The organism is Aminobacter sp. GW821-FHT11F06, assembly GCF_058808215.1.
The window spans coordinates 1-3,586 of record NZ_JBXARL010000023.1 but is presented as its reverse complement, the minus strand read 5'-3'; the positions used below and the strand labels follow the sequence as shown (position 1 = coordinate 3,586).

The 3,586-nt window shown below is 53.2% G+C and carries 2 protein-coding genes; both read left to right on the top strand.

Annotation, left to right across the window (positions count from 1 at the left end):
• On the top strand, positions 1 to 273 hold a 273-nt coding region (locus AC1RTB_RS26400), incomplete at its 5' end, for a sugar nucleotide-binding protein (protein WP_492882227.1).
• Position 274: 1 nt separating this feature from the next.
• Positions 275 to 3,457, top strand: a complete 3,183-nt coding sequence (locus AC1RTB_RS26395; RefSeq protein WP_492882228.1) for a glycoside hydrolase family 99-like domain-containing protein — start codon at positions 275 to 277, stop codon at positions 3,455 to 3,457.
• Positions 3,458 to 3,586: the final 129 nt, after the last annotated feature.

The window sequence follows — 3,586 nt, the reverse complement described above, 5'->3', positions numbered from 1 at the left end:
GGCGGGCCAACGGCTGTGGTCGAACCGGTCGGCAGCGAGCAATGGCCGGCCAAGGCGGCGCGTCCGGCGAATTCGGAACTGAATTCCGACGCCTTCGCCAGCGATTTCGGCTACCGCGCCGGCGAATGGAAGGACAGGGTCCGGGCTTTGGTCGTGGAAGTATTTGGCGCGAGCAAAGAGAAGTGTGTTAATCACGACCCTCAAGCTGCGGCATCCCGAAGCCGATGCGTGCCAATAAATATGCAATGTAGTACGGCCAATATCGGAAAATAATATGACGGTTTTTAAGAATAAAAATCTTAATAGATACAATTTTACCTTCCCAAGCCCCAGTGAACAATTGGAGGCTACTGGTGAGCGATATGTCTCTAGCATAACTGGCGTTATACAGAATGAGCATTATCATCGCTATCTGTTTGCCTTAGATTTTTGCAGGGGCTTGAGTGTTCTCGATGTTGCTTGCGGCGAAGGCTACGGATGCAATCTTATCTCTCAGGTTGCTGCAGAAGTCGTCGGAGTCGACATTGATGCCGACACTATAGCCTACGCTGACCGAACATATGGAACTCCCGCCGTGCGCTTTGTCGCAGCCGACGCGACAAAGCTTCCTTTCGACGACGCAAGTTTCGATGTCGTCACGAGCTTTGAAACGATCGAGCACTTTGACGGACACGAGGCTTTTTTAGCGGAGATTACCCGTGTTCTGCGGCCTGGTGGTATTCTGGTTATCTCTTCTCCTAATCGGACCGTCTATACCGAGCAGAACGATCATCACAATCCATTCCATGTGCGCGAACTGGATCGTGAGCAGTTTTTGTCCGCCCTTGGCGAAAGGTTTTCTAACGTCATCATTCTTAACCAACGGGCGATCCACGGTTCTGTGTTGGCGGTTGACGAAGCTCCCGCGGCAATGGTTGGCTATGAAAGTCAGGACGGGCGCGCGTTCCAATTGTCGGAAGGGGTTCCATCCACGCACTATTTCGTGGCAGTGGCGGCAAACGCAAAGCTTCCCATAGTCAAAAGCAGCCTGCTGTTCAATGAGAACTACTTAGGAAAGCTGTGCGAGGACATTCAGCGAGAAGCGGCGCGAACTAATGAGCGACAGATGGCCGATGCGGAAAAGGGCCTCGCTAAGGCGGCGCATGAGGTCGCCAAATTAAAGGACGTGGTTGCCGAACGTGATCGGGAGCTTTCGTCTTGCGCCATGCGCATTGGCGAGATGGAACGCAACTGGGCGTGGCGCATTACTTCGCCTTTTCGCAAAATTGGCCGCGCGCTACGTCGCATCAGATACTCGTCACTTGCCCTTAATATAGCTGCCATTTGGCGCTATCCGTCATCCTCTCAAAGGCGTAAGGATTACCGGCAAGCAAAGCTGTCAGGGTCGCCGAGCCATCCGTCGCAGGTAAGGCGGAAATCAAGGGCGATTGGGAACATCAAAGCAATCATTCGCCACCCACTTTCGGGCCAGGCTCGACGTGCCCTCCGCGAGCGCAGGCTAAACCCCTATTCGCCGACCGCTTCGCACGAAAAATCGAACGCCCTAGCTCGGTATGGGGACGTGGATGGACTCTTGTTCCGGGACTATGTTCGTAATGCCGTAGCTCCTGTGGCGTTCGAAGAATACGTTGCTGCAACACGGCAACAGGTCGTCCCTGACCCAAACGGTGTCAAGCTTGTCGCCTATTACTTGCCTCAGTTTCACCCTATCCCTGAGAACGATGAGTGGTGGGGTAAAGGGTTCACGGAGTGGCGCAATGTCGCGCGTGCATTCCCGGTTTTCCAAGGGCACTACCAGCCGCGCCTTCCAGGCGAGCTTGGATACTATGACCTGCGCGTGCCAGGCGTTATGCAGCGCCAAGTCGAACTGGCAAGACAATACGGGATTTCGGCTTTTTGCTTCCACTTCTATTGGTTCGGCGGCAAGCGCCTTCTTGAAATGCCGGTCGACCATTTTCTTGGAAACGAAGAGCTCGATCTTGAGTTCTCGCTATGCTGGGCCAACGAAAATTGGTCGCGACGTTGGGATGGTGGCAATAACGAATTGCTAATCGCGCAAAAGCATTCACCAGAAGACGATATTGCCTTCATTCGTTATCTTGATCGCTACTTCCAAGATCGGCGGTACATGAAAGTGGGTGGCAGGCCTGTCCTAACTGTCTATCGTCCGGGAGTGCTTCCTGACGTGAAAGCCACAATTGCACGGTGGCGCAACGAAGCTGTAAAAATGGGCTATCCAGGGCTGTACCTAGTTGCTACGAACTCATTTGCGGCAGACAATTATTCCGAGTTGGGTTTCGATGCGCTCTCGGAATTTCCGCCACATCAAACGCAACCTGACGAAATACACGAACTTACGGTCGCAACAACTCGATCCGGTGGCCGCATTTATTCCTACCCGTCCTTGGTGGAAAGCGAGTTGGCGAAGACCGTTTTTTCAGGTGTGGTGCACCCCGGTGTTATGCCTGGATGGGACAACAGCGCTCGTCGCCCCAACGACGGTCATATTTTCTGCGGCTCAACGCCGGCGCTCTTTGGCCGCTGGCTTTGCAGTGCCATATCGCGTGCGTCCGCAAGGAACGTTGACGAGCGTCTTGTTTTTATCAATGCTTGGAATGAGTGGGCTGAGGGGGCTTACCTCGAACCGGACTTGCGCTACGGATACGCATGGCTTGAAGCAATTCGAATTGCGAAAGCGGTGAGTTCGGCAAGGGTTGCGATAGTAATTCATGCTTTCCATCTGGATGTTTTTTCTGATATATTGAAGGTGGTGAAAGAGCTTCCTGAGAGATATAAGCTTTTTGTTACGACATCCACTCAAAATGAAAATGCCGTACGTGAGTCCCTTAGAAACTCTGGGCGTAATTTCTTATTGTCGGCTCAGGAAAACAGAGGGCGTGACGTTCGCCCTTTCCTAAGAATATACCCGGAACTTCGCGCCGAACAGTTTGACTTCGTGGTTAAAGTCCACACGAAGAAATCATTGCATCGAGGGGATGGTGACCGGTGGCGCAGCGACATGACCAACAAATTGCTTGACGGCGCTGCTCTGGAGAAGACTCTCGCCGCATTTGTCACCGACCCAAAGCTTGGCATGGTCGGTCCTGACGGGCATTGCGTGCCTATGTCGACCTACATAGGTTCCAATGAGGCACGGGTTTTCTCGCTGGGTAAACGTCTGGCGCTAAGCGAATCCGAGATTCGTGGGCAACCCTTTGTCGCTGGAACAATGTTTGTAGCACGAGTGCAGGCATTGGATCCGCTTCTGAGCCTCAATTTCGATGATGAGGAATTCGAGGCTGAAGCCGGTCAAGTTGACGGCACATTTGCTCATGCTCTCGAGCGAGCTATGGCGTTGAGCGTGAAGGCGGCTGGAATGCGCCTCGCGTCGACCGCGAACCTCGAAACCGCGATAGTCACAGACGACTACGAATTCGCTGCTCGTTCAGGAAATTAAGATTGCTGCCGGGAGCGAACGTTGGCGGTCTGCACTTGAGCAGGTCGACGAGCTAGGGTCAGGACCTGTTAATTTGGATTGATCTGTGATTCAGGTTCTCCACGGAGGGTCTGATGGGTGATTTGTTTT

Bases quoted from the DNA above. Each gene is read 5' to 3' on its own strand.
- AC1RTB_RS26395 (WP_492882228.1), top strand. From the start codon at position 275: ATGACGGTTTTTAAGAATAAAAATCTTAATAGATACAATTTTACCTTC.